Origin of the sequence: Pseudomonas sp. Choline-02u-1, from assembly GCF_002836515.1 — a bacterium.
GTDB lineage: Bacteria > Pseudomonadota > Gammaproteobacteria > Pseudomonadales > Pseudomonadaceae > Aquipseudomonas.
This window is the reverse complement of record NZ_PJBC01000066.1, coordinates 278,216-296,616: the sequence shown is the minus strand read 5'-3', so window position 1 is coordinate 296,616 and position 18,401 is coordinate 278,216. Positions and strand designations below refer to the sequence as shown.

The 18,401-nt window shown below is 58.7% G+C and carries 21 protein-coding genes; 14 read left to right on the top strand and 7 right to left on the bottom strand.

Going from position 1 to position 18,401, the window contains the following annotated elements; genetic code table 11:
• The first annotated feature begins 83 nt into the window (after window positions 1-83).
• The 7 genes from CXF97_RS26080 to CXF97_RS26050 all read left to right on the top strand — a co-directional run bounded on the left by CXF97_RS26080 (window position 84) and on the right by CXF97_RS26050 (window position 4,717).
• The gene (locus CXF97_RS26080; RefSeq protein ID WP_101162173.1) at window positions 84-653 is read left to right on the top strand and encodes an electron transport complex protein RnfA; all 570 of its coding nucleotides are present in this window, start codon (window positions 84-86) and stop codon (window positions 651-653) included.
• The gene (gene rsxB / locus CXF97_RS26075) at window positions 650-1,654 is read left to right on the top strand and encodes an electron transport complex subunit RsxB (RefSeq protein ID WP_101162171.1); all 1,005 of its coding nucleotides are present in this window, start codon (window positions 650-652) and stop codon (window positions 1,652-1,654) included. Before CXF97_RS26080 ends, rsxB begins: the two co-directional genes overlap by 4 nt.
• Window positions 1,641-2,624: an RnfABCDGE type electron transport complex subunit D gene (locus CXF97_RS26070; RefSeq protein WP_101162169.1), complete on the top strand. Its 984-nt coding sequence runs from the start codon at window positions 1,641-1,643 to the stop codon at window positions 2,622-2,624. The genes rsxB and CXF97_RS26070 overlap by 14 nt, the downstream gene beginning before the upstream one ends.
• Window positions 2,621-3,226, top strand: coding sequence for an RnfABCDGE type electron transport complex subunit G (locus CXF97_RS26065; protein ID WP_101162167.1), 606 nt, complete (start codon window positions 2,621-2,623; stop codon window positions 3,224-3,226). Before CXF97_RS26070 ends, CXF97_RS26065 begins: the two co-directional genes overlap by 4 nt.
• Window positions 3,223-3,795, top strand: a complete 573-nt coding sequence (locus tag CXF97_RS26060; RefSeq protein ID WP_101162165.1) for an Rnf-Nqr domain containing protein — start codon at window positions 3,223-3,225, stop codon at window positions 3,793-3,795. Before CXF97_RS26065 ends, CXF97_RS26060 begins: the two co-directional genes overlap by 4 nt.
• Window positions 3,792-4,430 (top strand): endonuclease III, encoded by a 639-nt coding sequence (gene nth, locus CXF97_RS26055; protein ID WP_039758344.1) that lies wholly within the window; start codon window positions 3,792-3,794, stop codon window positions 4,428-4,430. Before CXF97_RS26060 ends, nth begins: the two co-directional genes overlap by 4 nt.
• Window positions 4,431-4,537: 107 nt before the next feature.
• Window positions 4,538-4,717 carry a PA3496 family putative envelope integrity protein gene (locus tag CXF97_RS26050; protein ID WP_016773409.1) on the top strand — a complete coding sequence of 60 codons (180 nt, stop codon included), beginning with the start codon at window positions 4,538-4,540 and terminating at the stop codon, window positions 4,715-4,717.
• Between the two features lie 88 nt (window positions 4,718-4,805).
• On the opposite strand, the gene CXF97_RS26045 is transcribed toward CXF97_RS26050, so the two are convergent.
• The gene (locus tag CXF97_RS26045; protein ID WP_101162163.1) at window positions 4,806-5,432 is read right to left on the bottom strand and encodes a response regulator transcription factor; all 627 of its coding nucleotides are present in this window, start codon (window positions 5,430-5,432) and stop codon (window positions 4,806-4,808) included.
• Between the two features lie 431 nt (window positions 5,433-5,863).
• Between CXF97_RS26045 and CXF97_RS26040 the strand changes: the two genes are divergently transcribed.
• Window positions 5,864-6,574: a hypothetical protein gene (locus tag CXF97_RS26040; protein ID WP_101162162.1), complete on the top strand. Its 711-nt coding sequence runs from the start codon at window positions 5,864-5,866 to the stop codon at window positions 6,572-6,574.
• Between the two features lie 124 nt (window positions 6,575-6,698).
• Here CXF97_RS26040 and CXF97_RS26035 read toward each other — a convergent pair whose 3' ends face one another.
• Window positions 6,699-7,916, bottom strand: a complete 1,218-nt coding sequence (locus tag CXF97_RS26035) for an argininosuccinate synthase (RefSeq protein WP_007953201.1) — start codon at window positions 7,914-7,916, stop codon at window positions 6,699-6,701.
• A 129-nt stretch (window positions 7,917-8,045) separates the two neighbouring features.
• Window positions 8,046-8,960: an OmpA family protein gene (locus CXF97_RS26030; RefSeq protein WP_101162160.1), complete on the bottom strand. Its 915-nt coding sequence runs from the start codon at window positions 8,958-8,960 to the stop codon at window positions 8,046-8,048.
• Window positions 8,961-9,120: 160 nt separating this feature from the next.
• Between CXF97_RS26030 and pyrC the strand changes: the two genes are divergently transcribed.
• A complete protein-coding gene (pyrC, locus tag CXF97_RS26025) occupies window positions 9,121-10,167 on the top strand; it encodes a dihydroorotase (protein WP_101162158.1) in 1,047 nt (348 codons plus the stop codon).
• Window positions 10,164-10,841: a ribonuclease T gene (gene rnt, locus CXF97_RS26020; RefSeq protein WP_090285860.1), complete on the top strand. Its 678-nt coding sequence runs from the start codon at window positions 10,164-10,166 to the stop codon at window positions 10,839-10,841. The genes pyrC and rnt overlap by 4 nt, the downstream gene beginning before the upstream one ends.
• A gap of 72 nt (window positions 10,842-10,913) precedes the next feature.
• Here rnt and CXF97_RS26015 read toward each other — a convergent pair whose 3' ends face one another.
• Window positions 10,914-11,516, bottom strand: a complete 603-nt coding sequence (locus CXF97_RS26015) for a peroxiredoxin (protein WP_003227723.1) — start codon at window positions 11,514-11,516, stop codon at window positions 10,914-10,916.
• Between the two features lie 312 nt (window positions 11,517-11,828).
• On the opposite strand from CXF97_RS26015, the gene CXF97_RS26010 reads away from it, so the two are divergent.
• Both CXF97_RS26010 and bfr read left to right on the top strand, forming a co-directional pair.
• The gene (locus CXF97_RS26010) at window positions 11,829-12,047 is read left to right on the top strand and encodes a bacterioferritin-associated ferredoxin (RefSeq protein WP_101162156.1); all 219 of its coding nucleotides are present in this window, start codon (window positions 11,829-11,831) and stop codon (window positions 12,045-12,047) included.
• Window positions 12,048-12,247: 200 nt separating this feature from the next.
• Window positions 12,248-12,721, top strand: a complete 474-nt coding sequence (bfr, locus tag CXF97_RS26005) for a bacterioferritin (protein ID WP_042607368.1) — start codon at window positions 12,248-12,250, stop codon at window positions 12,719-12,721.
• 187 nt (window positions 12,722-12,908) lie between these two features.
• Here bfr and grxD read toward each other — a convergent pair whose 3' ends face one another.
• The 3 genes from grxD to CXF97_RS25990 form a co-directional block, all read right to left on the bottom strand.
• The gene (grxD, locus tag CXF97_RS26000; RefSeq protein ID WP_016773402.1) at window positions 12,909-13,250 is read right to left on the bottom strand and encodes a Grx4 family monothiol glutaredoxin; all 342 of its coding nucleotides are present in this window, start codon (window positions 13,248-13,250) and stop codon (window positions 12,909-12,911) included.
• Between the two features lie 97 nt (window positions 13,251-13,347).
• Window positions 13,348-15,453 (bottom strand): molybdopterin oxidoreductase family protein, encoded by a 2,106-nt coding sequence (locus CXF97_RS25995; RefSeq protein ID WP_101162154.1) that lies wholly within the window; start codon window positions 15,451-15,453, stop codon window positions 13,348-13,350.
• 135 nt (window positions 15,454-15,588) lie between these two features.
• The gene (locus CXF97_RS25990; protein WP_016773401.1) at window positions 15,589-15,879 is read right to left on the bottom strand and encodes a hypothetical protein; all 291 of its coding nucleotides are present in this window, start codon (window positions 15,877-15,879) and stop codon (window positions 15,589-15,591) included.
• Window positions 15,880-16,283: 404 nt separating this feature from the next.
• On the opposite strand from CXF97_RS25990, the gene argF reads away from it, so the two are divergent.
• The gene (argF, locus tag CXF97_RS25985; protein ID WP_101162152.1) at window positions 16,284-17,204 is read left to right on the top strand and encodes an ornithine carbamoyltransferase; all 921 of its coding nucleotides are present in this window, start codon (window positions 16,284-16,286) and stop codon (window positions 17,202-17,204) included.
• Window positions 17,201-18,310, top strand: a complete 1,110-nt coding sequence (locus CXF97_RS25980; RefSeq protein WP_101162143.1) for an ABC transporter ATP-binding protein — start codon at window positions 17,201-17,203, stop codon at window positions 18,308-18,310. Before argF ends, CXF97_RS25980 begins: the two co-directional genes overlap by 4 nt.
• Window positions 18,311-18,401 lie beyond the last annotated feature (91 nt).

Sequence of the window (18,401 nt, the reverse complement as noted above, 5' to 3'; positions counted from 1 at the left end):
CTTTGCATGCCGGTGGGATTTTTCATATCTGGCCCGACAGTGCCTAACCTTAAAAGAGACCCGCCCGTTTCGCTGGCAGAACCATGACCGAACTCGTGTTAACGCTGATCAGTGCTGCGCTGCTTAACAACTTCGTGTTGCACTGGCCGCTGGGCGTCGATCCGCTGTTGGCGGGAAGTCGTCGGCAAGTGCATGCGCTTGGATTGGCGACGTTGTGCCTGATGGTGTTTGTCGGCGTCATCGGGCACGCGATCTGGCACTGGATACTGCTGCCATTGCAGCTTGAGTCGCTGCGCCTGTTCGTGTTTCTGCCGTTGAGCGTGTTGTTGATGACGCCGCTGCTGAAACTGCTGGCGCGCGAGCTGCCGGATTGGCCGTTCAATGGATTATGGCCGCTCTTGCTCGGCAACGCAGGCGTACTCGGACTGGCGCTGATCAACGCGCAAAACGATCAGGGCCTGCTGCACGCGACGGCGCTGAGCCTCGGCGCCGGGCTGGGTTTCTGGCTGGTGCTCAGCCTGTTCAGCGATCTGCGCGAGCGCACGGCCGATGACGATATTCCCCTGCCCTTTCGCGGCCTGCCGATCGATCTGATCAGCGCCGGACTGATCGCAGTGATATTTCTCGGATTCAGTGGATTGATCAAAACATGAGTCTGATTCAACGCATCGATGCCCTTTTACCGCAGACCCAATGCGGCAAATGCGGCCATCCTGGGTGCAAACCGTATGCGCAAGGCATCGTTGACGGCGAGCCGATCAACAAGTGCCCGCCGGGGGGCGAGGAAACCATCGCAACCCTGGCCGAGTTGTTGAAAATACCGGTGCTGGAACTGGACATCAGCCGTGGCCCGGCACCGCCGCAAATCGCGTTCATCCGCGAGGCTGAATGCATCGGCTGCACCAAGTGCATTCAGGCCTGCCCGGTCGATGCCATTGTCGGCGCGGCAAAACTCATGCACACCGTGCTGATCGATGAATGCACCGGTTGTGATCTGTGCGTGGCGCCTTGCCCGGTCGACTGCATCGAAATGCATCCTTTGCCTGCGAACACGATTGCTGTGGTTGGCGGCCTTGCGTTCGATCTTGAAGAGCAGCGCGCCCGCGCCGAAAAGCGTGACCACGCGCGCCAGCGTTTCGAGCGGCGCAACCAGCGCTTGCTGCGCGAAGAACAGCAAAAGCAGGCTGAACGTGACGCGCGAGCCGCACGTGCGGCACAGCCGCAGGTTTCGACCGCTGACCCGGTGCAGGCTGCACTTGAGCGGGTGCGTGCGCAAAAAGCCGCGAGCGCTGATGCGGCGCTGAAGAAGGCCAAGGTCGATGTAGCGATGAGTCGGGCTCAGTTGCACAAATCGCTGAAAGCCTTCGGTCATCCGCCGACGTTCGAGCAACAGTCGCAATTGATCGTCCTGCAGCAACACTTCGAAACTGCCGAGCAAGCGTTGGCGATCCTGGAAAGTAGCCAACCGTCGGTTTCCGTCGTCCCTGCCCCGAGCAACGACGCCGAACTCAAGCGAGCCAAGATTCAACTGGCCATGCGCCGCGCCGAGCTGAAAAAAGCCCAGGCAGCGGAAGTAGCGCCGCAGCAGATCGCAACACTGGAGCAAGCCGTGGCTGACGCCGAGCGTCGGGTGCAAGACCATGCCGCCCCTTGAGGCAGCGGATGATCGCCTGCGACAGGCGATGAATACCGTGCTGCTCGCTGCACTGCCGGGGCTGCTCGCGATGTTCTGGCTTTATGGCTGGGGGGTTGTGATCAATCTGCTGCTGGCGGTTATCAGCGCTTTGCTCGTCGAGGCGAGCGTCGCCAGTCTGCGGCGCCAAGCCGTGCAATCGGCCTTGCGCGATGGCAGTGCGCTGGTCAGTGCGATGTTGCTGGCCGTTGCGCTGCCGGCTTATTGCCCATGGTGGCTGACGGTTATCGCGACCGCTTCGGGCTTGTTGTTCGGCAAGCACCTGTATGGCGGCGTCGGCAAAAACCCCTTCAACCCGGCAATGCTTGGCTTCGCCTTGAGTATCGCGCTGTTCCCGCAAGCGATGACCCATTGGCCAGGTCACGGCCTTGATTTTATTCGCGCGCTGCAACAGGTTTTCAATCCAGCTCAAGCACCGGACGCCTGGGTGCAGGCCACGGCGCTGGACAGCCTGCGCCTCAACAAAAGCCTGACCATGGATGAGCTGTTTGTCAGTAACCCGGCCTTCGGTCGTTTCGGCGGGCGCGGTGTGGAATGGGTGAATCTGGCGTTTCTGCTCGGCGGCCTGTGGCTGTTGCAGCGGCGAGTCTTTTCCTGGCACGCACCGGTGGGGATGCTCGCCAGTCTGTTCGTCATCAGCTTGTTGTGCTGGAACGGCTCGGGCTCGGATTCCCATGGCTCGCCGCTGTTTCATCTGTTCAGCGGCGCCACAATGCTCGGTGCGTTTTTTATCGTCACCGAACCGATATCAGGCGCGAGAAGCGCCCTCGCTCGCCTGCTGTTCGGGGTCGGCGTTGGCCTGCTGACTTATCTGATTCGCACTTGGGGTGGTTACCCGGACGGCGTCGCGTTTGCGGTATTGCTGATGAATCTTCTGGTGCCGACGCTGGAGCGCTTCGCCGCCAGCCGCCAGCCGCCGGTGAGCACATGAACCGCTCGGCGAGTGTGGTGACGGTGCTGCTCCTGACGCTGGGCGGGGCGAGCGCAACTTACCTGCTGCAGCGCAACAGCGCGCCGCAGATTGCCGCCGAGCTGCGTTTGCTCGACAGCCGCAAACTGCTCGATGTGCTTGCTGCCGGGTACTACGACAACCAGCCACTGGAGCAACCACTGACGCTCGTCGACTCAACCTTGCGCCACAGCACGCTGGCGGGCGGCTATCGCGCCATGCGGTCCGGGCAAACCGTGGCCGTGCTGTTGCGCAGTCGCAGCGTAGGTTATGCGGGTATGCTCGAGCTGCTGATCGCCATTGATGTCAACGGCAAACTCCTCGGTGTCAAAACCCTTGAGCAGCGCGAAACGCCGGGGCTGGGCGGTGACATTGGCGACTGGCCGAATGCCTGGCTGCGCAGTTTCACCGGCCAATCGCGCAGCGAACCGACGGACGCGGGTTGGGCGCTGAAAAAGGATCAAGGGCAATTCGATCAAATCGCCGGTGCAACCGTTACCTCCCGTGCCGCCGTCAATGCAATCCATGATGCACTGCGTTATTTCGATGAGCATCGTGCGCTGTTGCTGGGAGCTGGGACATGACGCGTGCAGCGAATTTTTTGCTGCTGGTGCCACTTCTGGGCGCCACACAAACGTTAAACGCTGCGCTGGGGATGACCTTGATGCTCAGCGTGGTTACTGGTTTGTTTGTCGTGTGCATGGCGCCGTTACGCGATCGCCTGGCGGATACAAGCGTTTTGCTGGCCAGCGTGATACTCGCCGCAACGTTGACCAGTTGTGCAGACCTCCTGGCGCAACGCTGGCTTTTGCCATGGCAGCAGACGTCTGAGCTTTATATAGGGCTGATCGCCTTGCACTGCGTCGTGCTTGAATACCACGGTTTCTTCCGCAAGCCCGTCACGGCCAGCTTCAAACGCTGCGCCATGTTCGGCACGTTTATGGTGTTGATCGGCGGGCTGCGGGAGATCATCGGTCATGGCACCCTTGGCCGAGGTTTTTCGACGCAATGGCAAGGCCTGGTTTTATTTGACGAGGGGCTGCATCTGATTACCCTGGTCCCCGGCGCTTTTGTATTACTGGGTCTGCTTCTCGCCGCTGGTCAGGCGTGGACACGCCGCAACTCTGTCATCAAGGAAACGCATCGCCCATGAATGCTGCAAAACGTCTTGAGATATTTCGCCGACTGCACGAAGACAATCCCGAGCCGAAAACCGAACTGGCCTACTCTTCGCCGTTCGAGCTGCTGATTGCGGTGATTCTTTCGGCGCAGTCCACCGATGTCGGCGTGAACAAGGCCACCGCCAGGCTTTTCCCCGTCGCCAATACCCCCGCCGCTATCCATGCGCTGGGTGTCGAAGGGCTATCGGAGTACATCAAGACGATCGGCCTCTACAACAGCAAGGCGAAGAACGTCATCGAAACCTGCCGTTTGCTGGTTGAACGCCATGGCGGCGAAGTCCCGCAGACCCGTGAAGAACTGGAAGCCTTGCCCGGCGTCGGGCGCAAGACCGCCAATGTGGTGCTCAACACCGCGTTCCGTCAATTGACCATGGCGGTCGACACGCACATCTTCCGCGTCAGCAACCGCACCGGCATCGCGCCGGGGAAAAATGTGGTGGAAGTTGAAATGAAGTTGATGAAGTTTGTACCGAAAGAATTCCTGCTCGACTCGCACCATTGGTTGATTCTGCACGGGCGTTATGTGTGTCTGGCGCGCAAACCGCGCTGCGGCAGCTGCCGCATTGAAGATTTGTGCGAATACAAACATAAAACTTCCGACGATTGAGCCGTCATCGGTTTTTTGCATGCACCGATTGAAAAAATCTTTTTTACCCGCCGCACTAATGTCGATATAAGGAGCGCCAAAGGCAGTCTTAGCCGGGAGTTGACTTCATGAGTACCGACAAAGAGCAACTGGATGTAGAAGAAGATTTTATTGCCGTCGAGGCCGATGAGGTCGAACCGGTGGTTGAAGTGGCCAAGACCAACCTCAGCAAGCGTCGCACAATCGACAACCTGCTTGAGGAGCGCCGACTGCAACGGCAATTGGCCGATTACGATTTTGATCTGTGATACCTGAAGGCCTCCCGAACCGGAGGCTTTTTATTTTCTGCGACAACTGAGCTTGATCGGCCCATGACGTTCTCAGCTGTCGAATCGTTCAGACCAGACCATTGCGTTGCGCCAGTTCGATCAGATCAACCAGAGATCGCGCATTGAGCTTCAACAACAAGCGAGTCTTGTAAGTACTCACCGTCTTGTTGCTTAAAAACATGCCGTCGGCGATTTCCTTGTTGGTCTTGCCGCGCGCCAACTGCTGCAACACCATCATCTCCCGCCCGGACAGACGATCGACCATGTCCGCCTCACTCGCATTGCCCAGACTGGTTCGCACGGTATGCAGAGCCTGATTGGGGAAATAGCTGTAACCGGACAGAACGGCCTTGATCGCACTCAGCAACTCGGTCAGGTCCTGCTGCTTGCACACATAACCGGCTGCACCCGATTGCATGCATCGCATTGAAAAATGTCCGGGAGCCTGGGAAGTCAGGACCAGCACTTTTACTGGCATGGCGATGGAAGTCAGGCGCGCAATAACTTCCAGCCCATCGAGTTTCGGTATCCCAATATCCAGAATGACAAGATCGGGCATTTGTTCGCGCGCAATTTGTAGCGCATCAACGCCATTATCCGTTTCTGCAATGACTTCGTAACCATGCCGTTCCATCAGCATACGTACCGCAAGTCGAATGACGGGGTGGTCATCCACGATCAGCACTTTATTCATGGGCAAGTCCAGTTTTCGCTGTTCGAATTTTTAGAACACGCACGATATCCCACTCACTTGCTCGAACGCATAACAACTTTTCCACGCGGTTGCATCGAGAGACATTCCCTACACGCATTGAGGATAATTCCCACAAATAGACACCTCCACACCCACCGCGACCGCTCCCTGCCCATCAAGACCGAACCTAGCCGGCCGTTTACTGCGCACGCTTCCTACGCAGCGCTGCATTCACGTTCAGCCATTCGCAACTTTCACAACTGTTTTCGTCTGGCGACCGATCCGACATATGACGTAACGATCCACCACTACTGCAAATTCGACTCGCCAGCAATCCTCCTATAAAACTTGAAACAACAGGCTGAAACTTTAACGAAGGCTTTTGCTATATATAGAACTCGACCCCACATACATAAAAAGGAACTTATAATATGCTTAGGATAAAGCAAAAAATTACCAACCCAATGACGGTTATTGCGATATTCGCCATTCTTTCGGAAACTTCGGCGGCAGTCTCGCTGCCGTTTCTCGACAACGAGGATCGAGAGATTTATGTCTGGTTTCTGATCAGCTTTCCGTTTTACTTGTTATTTCTTTTTTTTATCACTCTCAACTTCAATCACCGCTCACTCTACTCGCCCTCGGATTTCGGCAAGGACAAGAACTTCCTCAAAGCGGCTGAACATACGGAACGTGACAGCGAACGAAAACCGGTGCGCAAAACCGATGGACCGTGCACTTTCGAGATAACCAGCTGCGTGGTTTCCAGCAACACTGCGGGCGGCGGATTCCGGCGTACATGCAGGATTCACAACGCGCCTGACCCACCACTCGGTATAGACGGCCAAGCCAACCCGGTGGTCCAGACGATCAGACTGTCACCACTGATAAGTGAACTGAACATCATCGATGCCAGAGGCGTAGACGCTTCCCGGGAGTTCGATGCGATTCTCGACACGCTCCGCAGCGCTGGTAAAAAAGATCCGCGAGTGCTGGTTTTCCTGTCGAATCACGTTTCGGACGCTTTGGCACATACTGCAGTGCAACAAATCAAACAGGCGAAGAAAAACTCGGGTGCAACACTGTGTGTCGTTTACAACCTGTGCACGCAGACAGTGACTCTGTTGGGGCGAACCAGTTGACAGGCAAGGCGCATCCCGCAAACAGGCAGACAAGAGAAACGGCTTGATGAACCAGATGAAAGTTCCAAAAAAAAGGCGGCCCTGAACAAGGCCGCCTTTTTTATTACGCGTCGATCTAAGTCGCTCAGAACAACTTGCGGCCCTTGTTGGCAGCAATGCGCATGCGCAGCGCGTTGAGCTTGATGAAGCCCGCCGCGTCCGCCTGGTTGTAAGCGCCGCCGTCTTCTTCGAAGGTCGCGATGTTGGCATCGAACAGCGAGTCATCGGACTTGCGGCCGGTGACGATGACGTTGCCCTTGTACAGCTTGAGACGCACCACACCGTTCACGTTGACCTGCGAAGCGTCGATCATTTGTTGCAGCATCAGACGCTCAGGGCTCCACCAGTAGCCGGTGTAGATCAGGCTGGCGTATTTCGGCATCAGCTCGTCTTTCAAGTGAGCGACTTCGCGATCCAGAGTGATCGATTCGATGGCGCGGTGCGCGCGCAGCATGATGGTGCCGCCCGGGGTTTCGTAGCAGCCACGGGATTTCATGCCGACATAGCGGTTTTCAACGATATCGAGACGACCAATGCCGTGCTCGCCGCCGATCTTGTTCAGCGTCGCCAGAACCGTGGCCGGGGTCATCTCGACGCCGTCCAGCGCGACGATGTCGCCGTTGCGGTAAGTCAGTTCCAGGTATTGCGGGGTATCAGGCGCTTTCTCCGGGGAGACGGTCCAGCGCCACATGTCCTCTTCGTGCTCGGTCCAGGTGTCTTCCAGCACACCGCCTTCATAGGAGATGTGCAGCAGGTTGGCGTCCATCGAGTACGGGGATTTCTTCTTGCCGTGGCGTTCGATCGGGATCGCGTGCTTCTCGGCGTAGTCCATCAGCTTCTCGCGCGACAGCAAGTCCCACTCGCGCCAAGGGGCAATGACTTTCACACCAGGCTTGAGCGCGTAGGCGCCCAGTTCGAAACGCACCTGGTCGTTACCCTTGCCGGTGGCGCCGTGGGAAATGGCATCGGCGCCGGTTTCGTTGGCGATTTCGATCAGGCGTTTGGCGATCAGCGGACGGGCGATCGACGTACCCAGCAGGTACTCGCCTTCGTAAACGGTGTTGGCGCGGAACATCGGGAACACGAAATCACGCACGAACTCTTCGCGCAGATCGTCGATGTAGATTTCTTTGACGCCCATGGCCTGAGCCTTGGCGCGGGCCGGCTCGACCTCTTCGCCTTGACCGAGATCGGCGGTGAAGGTCACCACTTCACAGTTATAAGTATCCTGCAGCCACTTGAGGATCACCGAAGTGTCCAGGCCGCCGGAATACGCCAGAACGACCTTGTTTACGTCCGCCATGCCATCACTCCACGGGGTTCTACGGAAAGCCGGGGAGTCTACCGCTCAAACGCGATAATTTACAGAGGCGCGACAGCTTAAGACGACAAAGCGACAGAATCTGTCGAGAGCGCGACGATGACCGGCGAGTCAGGAAGTCGCTGCAGCGGTGGCCGGCGTACTCGCTTGCGGTGCCGGTGCCGGTGCCGTGGTTGGTGCCACGCGCGCCAGTTTCACGTTGACCCGACGGTTCTTTGCGCGGTTGGCCTTGCTGGTGTTGGGCACGATTGGATACTGCTCCCCATGGAAACGCACGGTAATCTGCGACTCCTGAATGCCATTGGCCTTGAAGAAGTCGACCACCGCCAGCGCCCGGCGGCGCGACAGTTCACGGTTGGTCAGGCGATTGCCGCTGTTGTCCGAGTGGCCGTCGAGTTCGATGTGGTTCACCGTCGGATCAGCCTTCATGTAGTCGAGCATCACTTGCAGTTTCGCCTTGGCGGCCGGGTCCAGATCGACGCCTTCGCCGGGGAAGCCGATCTGCGACTGCTTGATCTGGTCGAAATTCTGCGGCAGCAACTTCGCCACACAGCCTTGATAGTCGTTGAACGCCTTGCTGAATTTCACCGGCAACAAACGCACTTCGGAGACTCGGCCATCGCCAGATGCACGGCGTACCACCGGACTGCGGCCGTCCAGCAGACCGCTGATCAAGCCACCTGCCTGCGACTGCGAGCTGTTGAACAAGACGTTGCCACTGCCCAGGCGCACAGAGCCCAGATTGATGTCGCCACGCCCAGGCTGCCACGGTGCAGCCGCCGCCAACAAGGTCGCCGAACCGCCGCCGAGCATGGCGTTGTAGGCATTCAGACGAAAGATCGCCTGCTCACCGGCCTTGCGCACGAACTCACCCGAACCGAAATCGGTGATCGGCTGGGTCAGACGGCACTCGAACTGGTCGCCGGCGACCGTCCACTCAATGTTCTCCAGACGAGTCTGGTAAGTCAGCGCCATCGCAGGAAGGCTGGCAAACACACTGAGCAGGGCTAAATAACGCTGGCGCACGGGAGGCTCCATTGGCTTGTGAAACACAAACACCGATTCACACAATGTTTACGGCATACCTTCGGGATATCGGACGCTTGTGGCAAAACTTGATAGCGGGTGCCTGCAAGAGTCTTTTCCGGTAGCATTCGCCTCAGTTTGACCCGCCTGGAAGCCCCTCATGTCCGACCGCCTGACCCTGCTGCGTCCCGACGACTGGCACATTCATCTTCGCGATGGTGCCGTGTTGACCAATACCGTTGCCGATGTGGCCCGCACCTTCGGGCGCGCGATCATCATGCCGAACCTGGTACCGCCGGTGCGCAACGCCGCTGAAGCCGACGGCTATCGTCAGCGGATTCTCGCTGCCCGCCCGGCCGGCAGTCAGTTCGAACCGTTGATGGTGCTGTACCTCACCGACCGCACCCAACCGGAAGAAATTCGGCAGGCCAAGGCCAGCGGTTTCGTCTATGCCGCCAAGCTTTACCCGGCCGGCGCGACCACCAACTCCGATTCCGGCGTGACCAGCATCGACAAGATCTTCCCGGCGCTCGAAGCCATGGCCGACGTCGGCATGCCGCTGTTGATCCACGGTGAAGTCACCCGTGGCGACGTCGATGTGTTCGACCGCGAAAAGATCTTCATCGATGAACACATGCGCCGCGTGGTCGAGCGTTTCCCGACGCTGAAAGTGGTGTTCGAACACATCACCACCGGCGACGCCGTGCAGTTCGTCAACGAGGCTTCGGCCAACGTTGGCGCGACCATCACCGCGCATCACCTGCTGTACAACCGCAATCACATGCTGGTGGGCGGGATTCGGCCGCATTTCTATTGCCTGCCAATTCTCAAGCGCAATACGCACCAGGAAGCCTTGCTCGACGCGGCCACCAGCGGCAGCGCCAAATTCTTCCTCGGTACCGATTCGGCGCCCCACGCCCAGCACGCGAAGGAAGCCGCCTGCGGTTGCGCCGGTTGCTACACCGCCTACGCCGCCATCGAGATGTACGCCGAAGCGTTCGAACAGCGTAATGCGCTGGACAAGCTCGAAGCCTTCGCCAGCCTCAATGGCCCGCGTTTCTATGGCCTGCCGGCTAACACTGATCGCATCACCCTGGTCCGTGAAGAATGGACCGCCCCGACCAGCCTGCCCTTTGGCGAGCTGACCGTTATCCCGCTGCGCGCCGGTGAAAAACTGCGCTGGCGCCTGCTGGAGGAACACGCGTGAGTGAAGAGCATTTCGACGACGAGCTGGACGGTCAAAATGGCGGCGGCGGTTCCCGTCACCCGATGGCAGCACGTTTTCGCGGCTACCTGCCGGTTGTCGTCGACGTAGAAACCGGTGGCTTCAACGCGGCCACCGACGCCTTGCTGGAGATTGCCGCGACCACCATCGCCATGGATGAAAAGGGTTTCGTCTACCCGGATCACACCTACTTCTTCCGCGTCGAGCCATTCGAAGGTGCGAACGTTGAAGCGGCAGCGCTGGAGTTCACCGGGATCAAGCTCGATCACCCGCTGCGCATGGCCGTCAGCGAAGAAACCGCGCTGACCGACATCTTCCGTGGCATCCGCAAGGCGCTGAAGGCCAACGGCTGCAAACGGGCGATTCTGGTCGGGCATAACAGCAGCTTCGATCTGGGCTTCCTCAACGCAGCAGTTGCGCGACTGGACATGAAGCGCAACCCGTTCCACCCGTTCTCCAGTTTTGACACCGCGACGCTGGCGGGTCTGGCGTACGGTCAAACCGTGCTGGCCAAAGCCTGCCAGGCCGCTGGCATCGATTTCGACGGTCGTGAAGCGCACTCGGCGCGTTACGACACCGAAAAGACCGCTGAGCTGTTCTGCGGCATCGTCAATCGCTGGAAGCAAATGGGCGGTTGGGAAGACTTCGACGACTGATCCTCGTCAATCAAATCCCGCGCATGAAAAAACCGGCCACATGGGCCGGTTTTTTTACCTCGACGTTGCGCCTTACAGGGCAGCAGCGTTCTCGGTCAGGTAAGCCGCAACGCCTTCTGGCGAAGCGTTCATGCCTTTGTCGCCTTTTTTCCAGTTGGCCGGGCAGACTTCGCCGTGCTCTTCGTGGAATTGCAGCGCGTCGACCAGACGGATCAGCTCTTCCATGTTACGGCCCAGCGGCAGGTCGTTGATGATCTGCGAGCGAACCACGCCTTTGTCGTCGATCAGGAATGCGCCACGGAAAGCCACGCCGCCTTCGGATTCAACGTCGTAGGCCTTGGCGATGTCGTGCTTCATGTCGGCAGCCATGGTGTATTTCACCTGACCGATGCCGCCATTGTTGACCGGGGTATTGCGCCAGGCGTTGTGGGTGAAGTGCGAGTCGATCGACACAGCGATCACTTCAACGTTGCGTGCCTTGAAGTCGGCCATGCGGTTGTCCAGAGCGATCAGCTCGGACGGGCAGACGAAGGTGAAGTCCAGTGGGTAGAAAAACACCAGGCCGTATTTGCCTTTGATGGCCGAGGACAGGGTGAAGCTGTCAACGATCTCGCCATTGCCGAGTACGGCCGGGACGGTGAAGTCTGGGGCTTGTTTGCCTACGAGTACGCTCATTGATATCTCCTGGTGTAAAGACTTGAAGTTCAGGCTCCGGGCCAGCCTGTCACCCTCAGGCGACAGCCCTGTGACACGAACCCTCTTCGCAAGGGACGACCATCATACACCGGGTGTTTGGCCTGTCCGTAACGGATTTTCCCTGTTCGGGTATCCACTGCGTATTCATTGGGTCAGGCGAGTGCCCGAAAAATACCGTTCGTCAGTCGCAGGCAAATAGGTTACGAAGCGTTCCGAAAGCACTTTGACAATCATTCTCGTTAACATTAAGATCCATCGCAATTGAGTCACAACCAGCGACGGTTATTACTTATGTATGTTTGCCTCTGCACCGGCGTCACGGACGGACAGATCCGCGAAGCGATCTATGAAGGATGCTGCAGCTACAAAGAAGTTCGCCAAGCCACCGGCGTCGCCAGCCAGTGTGGCAAATGCGCCTGCCTTGCCAAGGAAGTCGTGCGCGAAACCCTGACCAAGCTGCAAACCGCCCAGGCAGCCATCCCGTACTCGGTAGAATTTACTGCTGCGTAAACACCCTCATTTCAAAGAACCGGACTTGATGTCCGGTTTTTTTATGCCTGAAAATCAATTGCTTAGCGTCCAGACGCGGAACACAAACATTCTTATTCCGATTAATTTTCATTTATTATTCAATAACTTAGGTTTGACACTTATAAACACCAAGCTCAAACTCCGCCTATATACGGTTAATACAGGGCAGGACTCCGATCATGAAAGGCGACATTACAGTCATCCAGCATCTCAACAAGATCCTTGCCAATGAGCTGGTCGCGATCAATCAGTACTTTCTGCATGCGCGCATGTATGAAGATTGGGGTCTGAACAAGCTCGGCAAGCACGAATACAAAGAATCCATCGACGAGATGAAACACGCAGACAAGCTGATCAAGCGCATTCTGTTCCTTGAAGGCCTGCCGAACGTGCAGGACCTGGGCAAGCTGCACATCGGCGAACACACCCGCGAAATGCTCGAATGCGACCTGCGCATCGAAAAGACTGGCCACGCCGACCTGAAAGCCGCCATCGCCCATTGCGAAACCGTTGGCGACTTCGGCAGCCGTGAACTGCTCGAAGACATTCTCGAGTCGGAAGAAGAACATATCGACTGGCTGGAAACCCAGCTCGGCCTGATCGACAAGATCGGCCTGGAAAACTATCTGCAGTCGCAGATGGGCGAAGAGTGATCTGACACTCGCAAGTCACTAAAAAGCCCCGCCCTCTTTCGAGGTGCGGGGCTTTTTGTTTGGCAAGTTCCGGATCGGATGCAGATCCTGTGGGAGCGGGCTTGCTCGCGAAAGCGGTATATCAGAAAAGTAGACGTTGACTGATACACCGCATTCGCGAGCAAGCCCGCTCTTACATAAAGCCTGATCAGGCTTCGGACTTGTTCGCCGCAGCCGCTTCGACAGCTGCCTTGATGGTGCTTTGCAGCGAACCGTCTGCAGCCATCTCGGTCATGATGTCGCTGCCGCCGACCAGCTCACCGCCGACCCAAAGCTGCGGGAAAGTCGGCCAGTTGGCGTATTTCGGCAGGTTGGCGCGGATTTCCGGGTTCTGCAGGATGTCCACGTAAGCGAACTTTTCGCCACAGGCCATCACGGCTTGCGCAGCTTTTGCGGAGAAGCCGCACTGCGGGGCATTCGGCGAGCCTTTCATGTAAAGCAGAATGGTGTTGTTGGCAATCTGCTCTTTAATCGTTTCGATGATATCCATGGAGCACCTCGGCTGAACTTTCCGACTCAGAGGTCGGCACGGTGGCGCATTGTAACGGAATCCCGAGCGCCACGCTCGGTCTCCCCGACAGACCTGCTCAAGCTGCCGCCACTGTCACCGGCACTCCGTTCAACGCCGCGTTGCCCGACAGTTCGTCAAGCTGACATTCATCGGTCAGGTCGTTGGCGCTCGACCCCGGCTGGCCGCTGGCGATCGCCATCTGCACGCCCGGGCGCGCATGGCCCCAACCGTGGGGCAGACTGACCACGCCTTTCATCATGTCGAGACTGGCGAGTACTTCCACTTCGATCTGCCCGACCCGCGAACTCACCCGAACCCGTTGCCCATCGGCCAGGCCACGACTGGTCAGGTCATCCGGGTGCATCAGCAATTGATGCCGCGGCTTGCCTTTCACCAGTCGATGAAAATTGTGCATCCAGGAATTGTTGCTGCGCACATGGCGGCGGCCGATCATCAGCAGTTCATCGGCAGCCGGCGCTTGCAATGCGGCAAAGCGCGCCAGGTCGGCGAGAATCTCCGGCGGTGCGGCCTGTATGCGCTGATTCGGCGTTTTCAGACGTGACGCCAGATTCGGCTGCAGCGCCCCCAGATCAATGCCGTGCGGATGATCGAACAGCGTCGCCAGTGACAACTTGTGCTCAGACGCCTCACCGTAGCGGCCCATGCGCAGCCCCATATCGATCATCTTCGCTGGCGGCATGGTCGGTTTCAGCTCTTTGCCGGTCTTCTCGGCGAACGCCTTGGCCAGCCCGACGAAAATCTCCCAGTCATGCAAAGCGCCCTCGGGCTTGGCGAGAATCGCGCGGTTGAAGCGGGTGACGTTGCGCACGGCGAACAGGTTGAAAGTGGTGTCGTAGTGATCGTTCTCCAGCGCCGATGTCGACGGCAGGATCAGATCGGCATAACGCGTGGTTTCGTTGATGTACAGGTCGATGCTGAGCATGAAGTCGAGGCCGTCCAGCGCCTGTTCCAACTGCCGGCCATTGGGTGTCGAAAGCACCGGGTTACCAGCCACGGTGATCATGGCGCGGATCTGCCCCTCGCCTTCCGTGAGCATTTCTTCGGCGAGCGCCGAGACCGGCAACTCGCCGCCGTATTCCGGCCGCCCGGAAACCCGGCTCTGCCATTTGTTGAAATGCCCGCCCGAGGTCGACGCCACCAGATCCACCGCCGGCTCAGTGCACAGCGCACCGCCAACGCGATCGAGGTTGCCGGTGACCAGATTGATCAGTTGCACGACCCAGTGGCACAAGGTGCCGAACGCCTGCGTCGAAACGCCCATGCGCCCGTAGCAGACTGCACTTGGCGCAGCGGCGAAATCGCGCGCCAGTTGGCGGATCTGTTCGGCAGGCACCGCGCACAATGGACTCATGGCTTCGGCGGTGAACGACGCCACGGCGTCGCGCACCTCATCAAGGCCATCGACCGGCAAATGGTTGTCGCGGGTCAGGCCTTCGCTGAACAGCGTATTGAGCATGCCGAACAGTAACGCCGCATCGCCACCCGGGCGAACGAAGACGTGCTGGTCGGCTATCGCTGCGGTTTCGCTGCGGCGCGGATCGACCACCACAACTTTACCGCCGCGCGCCTGAATCGCTTTCAGGCGCTTCTCAACGTCCGGCACGGTCATTATGCTGCCGTTGGAAGCCAGCGGGTTGGCGCCGAGGATCAGCATGAAATCGGTGTGATCGATGTCCGGAATCGGCAATAGCAAGCCGTGGCCATACATCAGATAGCTGCTGAGGTGATGCGGCAGTTGATCGACCGACGTTGCCGAGTAGCGATTGCGCGTTTTCAACAAACCCAGGAAGTAATTGCTGTGAGTCATCAGCCCGTAGTTGTGCACGCTCGGGTTGCCTTGATAGACCGCCACTGCGTTCTGCCCGTGACGTTCCTGAATCGCCGCCAACTTCTCGGCCACCAGCGCAAACGCCTCGTCCCATTCGATCGGCAGCCACTCGCTGCCGACCCGGCGCATTGGCTGGCGCAGGCGGTCGGGATCGTTCTGAATATCTTGCAGGGCTACGGCTTTCGGGCAGATATGGCCGCGGCTGAAGGTGTCCAGGGCATCACCCTTGATCGAGGTGATCGCAACGTTGCCATCGGTTTCTGTGGTTTCGATGGTCAGGCCGCAGATGGCTTCGCACAGGTGGCACGCGCGGTGATGGAGAGTCTTGGTCATGGCCAGTCTCTGTCTTGTTCGGGAGCAGGCAATTACGCCCGCGGGAACAAAACTATGGCCCGTGCGCAGAGGCGGCGCCAGCGACGTTCGTCTTGTGAATCGACGGTTATCAGGGCAGCCGATAAATCGCCGCGATCAGTTCGGCGGCAACTGCGGCGGTGCAGCCAGCTGGATTTCCTGGATGGTTTCGATCTGCTCGTGGGCGACGTGCACGCCGGTGAGTTCGCCGATCAATCGCCAGTGCTCATCAAGCCCGGCGCTGATGGTAGCCATGCGATCGATCATGTGCCGGCCAGCGGATTTGACCACTTCGTCGTCACTGCGCAGCAACTCGAAAGACATCGAGGTGACCGACGCGGTGAGATGAGTCAGAGAGCGAGCCGTGTGGCCCAGCAGTTCCATTAACAGTTGTTCTTTCGATTCCATGCGGAGGCTTCCTGCGTCGCTCGAAACTTATTTATAACCCAGCACTTTGCTTTAGCAAATGTTTCAGCCTGAACATCCGACCAAGCGAATCCGCAGCCCAATGCTCTTGAAGCGAACAAAGCCGCGCCGATGCCGTCGCGCCGGATTGCCAAGCGCGGCGGGGCCAGTGTACAAAGAGGCTCGCTGCTGTACTGAATCCGGCTTCAATATGCGTGATCGAAATGCTCGGTCCGCGCTCCGAATCCCGCTGAAACCGTAGCCTATTGGCGTAACGCGACATTTAGTGTCAATATCGCGCCTTCCCCTATTTCGTCGCCCCGTGCGGCTTACGCCGCAGGTCTCGCCCGTTGTTCCGTTAAACAAGGCTTTGAGCATCTGCGGTCTGTAGCAAAAGGTAGTCAATGATGAGCGCAAGGCACTTTCTCTCCCTGATGGATTGCACGCCCGAAGAGCTGGTCAGCGTGATCCGTCGAGGCGTTGAGCTCAAGGACCTGCGTAACCGCGGCGTACTGTTCGAGCCACTGAAAAACCGCGTGCTGGGGATGATCTTCGAGAAATCCTCGACGCGTACCCGGATCTCCTTCGAGGCCGGCATGATCCAGCTCGGCGGCCAGGCAATTTTCCTGTCCCCGCGCGACACTCAACTGGGCCGCGGCGAGCCGATCAGCGACTGCGCCATCGTCATGTCGAGCATGCTCGATGCGGTCATGATCCGCACCTTCGCCCATAGCACCCTCACCGAATTCGCCGCCAACTCGCGCGTGCCAGTGATCAACGGCCTGTCCGATGATCTGCACCCGTGCCAGTTGCTCGCCGACATGCAGACCTTTCTTGAACATCGTGGCTCGATCCAGGGCAAGACCGTGGCCTGGATCGGTGACGGCAACAACATGTGCAACAGCTATATAGAAGCGGCGATCCAGTTCGACTTCCAGTTGCGCGTTGCCTGCCCGGAAGGTTACGAGCCAAACCCTGAGTTTGTCGCCAGGGCGGGTGATCGCGTGACCATCGTCCGCGACCCGCAGGATGCCGTACGCGACGCGCATCTGGTCAGCACCGACGTCTGGACTTCGATGGGCCAGGAAGAGGAAACTACCAAGCGCCTCAAGCTGTTCGCGCCGTTCCAGGTCAACCGTGCCCTGCTCGACCTCGCTGCCGAGGACGTGCTGTTCATGCACTGCCTGCCGGCGCACCGTGGCGAAGAAATCAGTCTCGACCTGCTCGATGACCCGCGCTCCGTCGCCTGGGATCAGGCAGAAAACCGTCTCCACGCACAGAAGGCCCTGCTCGAGTTCCTCGTCGAACCGGCATATCACCACGCATGAGCCATGAATTACTGCTGAACCTGCGCAACCTCGCTTGCGGCTATCAAGACCAACGCGTGGTGCAGAACCTCAATCTGCACCTCAACGCCGGCGACATCGGCTGCCTGCTCGGCTCTTCCGGCTGCGGCAAGACCACCACCCTGCGCGCCATCGCCGGTTTCGAGCCGGTGCATGAAGGCGAAATCACCCTCGGTGGCGAAACCCTGTCCAGTGCCGGTTTCACCCTGGCGCCGGAGAAACGCCGGATCGGCATGGTGTTTCAGGACTACGCGCTGTTTCCGCACCTGAGCGTGGCCGACAACATCGCCTTCGGCATCCGCAAGCACCCGAACAAATCGCGGGTGGTCGAGGAGCTGCTGGAACTGGTCAACCTGAAAAACCTTGGCAAGCGCTACCCCCACGAGCTCTCCGGCGGCCAGCAACAGCGGGTCGCCCTCGCCCGCGCCCTGGCGCCGGAACCGCAATTGCTGCTGCTCGACGAGCCGTTTTCCAACCTCGATGGCGAGTTGCGCCGCAAGCTCAGCCATGAGGTGCGCGACATTCTCAAGGCCCGTGGCACCAGCGCAATTCTGGTTACCCACGATCAGGAAGAAGCCTTCGCCGTCAGCGACCACGTGGGTGTGTTCAAGGAAGGCCGGCTGGAACAGTGGGACACGCCCTACAACCTCTACCACGAACCGGCAACGCCGTATGTCGCCAGTTTCATCGGTCAGGGCTATTTCATTCGCGGTCAGTTGGCCAGCCCGGAGTCGGTACAGACCGAACTGGGTGAACTGCGCGGTAATCGCGCTTACACCTGGCCGATTGGCGGCGCAGTAGATGTGCTGCTGCGTCCGGATGACATTGTTTATGCGCCGGACAGCGCATTGCAGGCGCAAATTGTCGGCAAGACGTTCCTGGGTGCAGCGACCTTGTATCGCCTGCAACTGCCGACCGGCGCGCAGCTGGAATCGATCTTCCCCAGCCATGCTGATCATCTGGTTGGTGCGCAGGTCGGGATTCGCGTAGCGGCGGATCATCTGGTGCTGTTCCAGGCATCCGGCAGCACCGCTGCGCAGATTCCGGCGGTGGAAAACGGCGTCCGTCGGTTCAGCACCAGCCTCTGATCGAACGAAACTCTCTGTAGGAGCTGCCGAAGGCTGCGATCTTTTGACTTTCAACATCAAGATCAAAAGATCGCAGCCTTCGGCAGCTCCT

Bases quoted from the DNA above. Each gene is read 5' to 3' on its own strand.
- CXF97_RS26060 (WP_101162165.1), top strand. From the start codon at position 3,223: ATGACGCGTGCAGCGAATTTTTTGCTGCTGGTGCCACTTCTGGGCGCC.
- CXF97_RS25990 (WP_016773401.1), bottom strand. From the start codon at position 15,879: ATGGAATCGAAAGAACAACTGTTAATGGAACTGCTGGGCCACACGGCT.
- nth (WP_039758344.1), top strand. From the start codon at position 3,792: ATGAATGCTGCAAAACGTCTTGAGATATTTCGCCGACTGCACGAAGAC.
- pyrC (WP_101162158.1), top strand. From the start codon at position 9,121: ATGTCCGACCGCCTGACCCTGCTGCGTCCCGACGACTGGCACATTCAT.
- rsxB (WP_101162171.1), top strand. From the start codon at position 650: ATGAGTCTGATTCAACGCATCGATGCCCTTTTACCGCAGACCCAATGC.
- CXF97_RS25995 (WP_101162154.1), bottom strand. From the start codon at position 15,453: ATGACCAAGACTCTCCATCACCGCGCGTGCCACCTGTGCGAAGCCATC.
- CXF97_RS26010 (WP_101162156.1), top strand. From the start codon at position 11,829: ATGTATGTTTGCCTCTGCACCGGCGTCACGGACGGACAGATCCGCGAA.
- CXF97_RS26015 (WP_003227723.1), bottom strand. From the start codon at position 11,516: ATGAGCGTACTCGTAGGCAAACAAGCCCCAGACTTCACCGTCCCGGCC.
- bfr (WP_042607368.1), top strand. From the start codon at position 12,248: ATGAAAGGCGACATTACAGTCATCCAGCATCTCAACAAGATCCTTGCC.
- CXF97_RS26080 (WP_101162173.1), top strand. From the start codon at position 84: ATGACCGAACTCGTGTTAACGCTGATCAGTGCTGCGCTGCTTAACAAC.
- CXF97_RS26040 (WP_101162162.1), top strand. From the start codon at position 5,864: ATGCTTAGGATAAAGCAAAAAATTACCAACCCAATGACGGTTATTGCG.
- CXF97_RS26065 (WP_101162167.1), top strand. From the start codon at position 2,621: ATGAACCGCTCGGCGAGTGTGGTGACGGTGCTGCTCCTGACGCTGGGC.
- CXF97_RS26050 (WP_016773409.1), top strand. From the start codon at position 4,538: ATGAGTACCGACAAAGAGCAACTGGATGTAGAAGAAGATTTTATTGCC.
- CXF97_RS26070 (WP_101162169.1), top strand. From the start codon at position 1,641: ATGCCGCCCCTTGAGGCAGCGGATGATCGCCTGCGACAGGCGATGAAT.
- CXF97_RS26035 (WP_007953201.1), bottom strand. From the start codon at position 7,916: ATGGCGGACGTAAACAAGGTCGTTCTGGCGTATTCCGGCGGCCTGGAC.
- grxD (WP_016773402.1), bottom strand. From the start codon at position 13,250: ATGGATATCATCGAAACGATTAAAGAGCAGATTGCCAACAACACCATT.
- CXF97_RS25980 (WP_101162143.1), top strand. From the start codon at position 17,201: ATGAGCCATGAATTACTGCTGAACCTGCGCAACCTCGCTTGCGGCTAT.
- argF (WP_101162152.1), top strand. From the start codon at position 16,284: ATGAGCGCAAGGCACTTTCTCTCCCTGATGGATTGCACGCCCGAAGAG.
- CXF97_RS26045 (WP_101162163.1), bottom strand. From the start codon at position 5,432: ATGAATAAAGTGCTGATCGTGGATGACCACCCCGTCATTCGACTTGCG.